Origin of the sequence: Bradyrhizobium sp. Mp27, assembly GCF_029953005.1 — a bacterium.
GTDB classification, from domain to species: domain Bacteria; phylum Pseudomonadota; class Alphaproteobacteria; order Rhizobiales; family Xanthobacteraceae; genus Bradyrhizobium; species Bradyrhizobium barranii.
Genome location: NZ_JASAUS010000558.1, coordinates 1 through 850 on the forward strand (window position 1 = coordinate 1; position 850 = coordinate 850).

The 850-nt window shown below is 65.3% G+C and carries 1 pseudogene; it reads right to left on the reverse strand.

From position 1 onward, the window contains the following. Positions 1-136 precede the first annotated feature (136 nt). Positions 137-624: pseudogene (locus tag QJT78_RS51735) on the reverse strand (acyl-homoserine-lactone synthase); the annotation flags it as partial. Positions 625-850 lie beyond the last annotated feature (226 nt).

Here is an 850-nt window from a genome sequence, read left to right on the forward strand (position 1 = left end):
GACCTGATCCGCGGCTTGCCCGGCGCGCTGCTGCCGCTCAGTCCTTGACCGGCGGGGCGTCCGCCCCCCGTTCGCCCAACCTATCCCTCAAGCGCGTTGCAAAGTACGGGTCGTCAGGCGGTGAAAAGCCGAAGGCAATCGGCCAGCCCGCCCGTTGCAGGATGCGTTCGAAGCGCACGTCCGTTGCCGTGGCGATTTCGTCGAACCCGTTCGACATCGACCACTCGATCATCCCCGCGAACATCGTCAGCGTGGCCTCGTGTAGGAACCGGTCTTCCCTCCCCTCCCCTCGCCTCGCGTGTCGACGCAAAAGCGAGAACTCTCGACCATGGTCGATTTACCCCGTAGCCGGCCGCCCGGGAGCAGTTGCGGGAAGGTCCAAGACAGCATGGTTGGGCCCGTGGTCGGAAGCAGGCGGGCACAGCCTGCGACGTCGCCAAGGTCTGTCAGGGCCAGGATGTAGGTCGGGTCGAGCGCGTCGTATTCGTCGCGCTCGCGGCCGTACTCGATCTTTACCTGCCAACCGAGTCGGCCGGCGAACACCCGGGCGCGCAGCTTGTGCATCTCATCGACCAGAGACCCCAATCCACCGTGCTCGTTGGCACCAATCGCAATTGCCCGCATTCGTCGAATCCTCCGTCGCGCCCAGGTGAACGGAGGCAAGTCAGCATGGCGCGGCAGCTCGTACGCTCTGTTGAATTAACGGGGCCCCGGCGAGCTCCGATTCGCGCGAGCCGAGGCAGGTACACGCCATCGGCCCAGATGTAGACATAGCGACGCGCCGACAGATCGCGTCTCTGCCAGCGTTCGTACTCGACCTGCCAATCGGCCTTCAGGCCGGCGATCACCG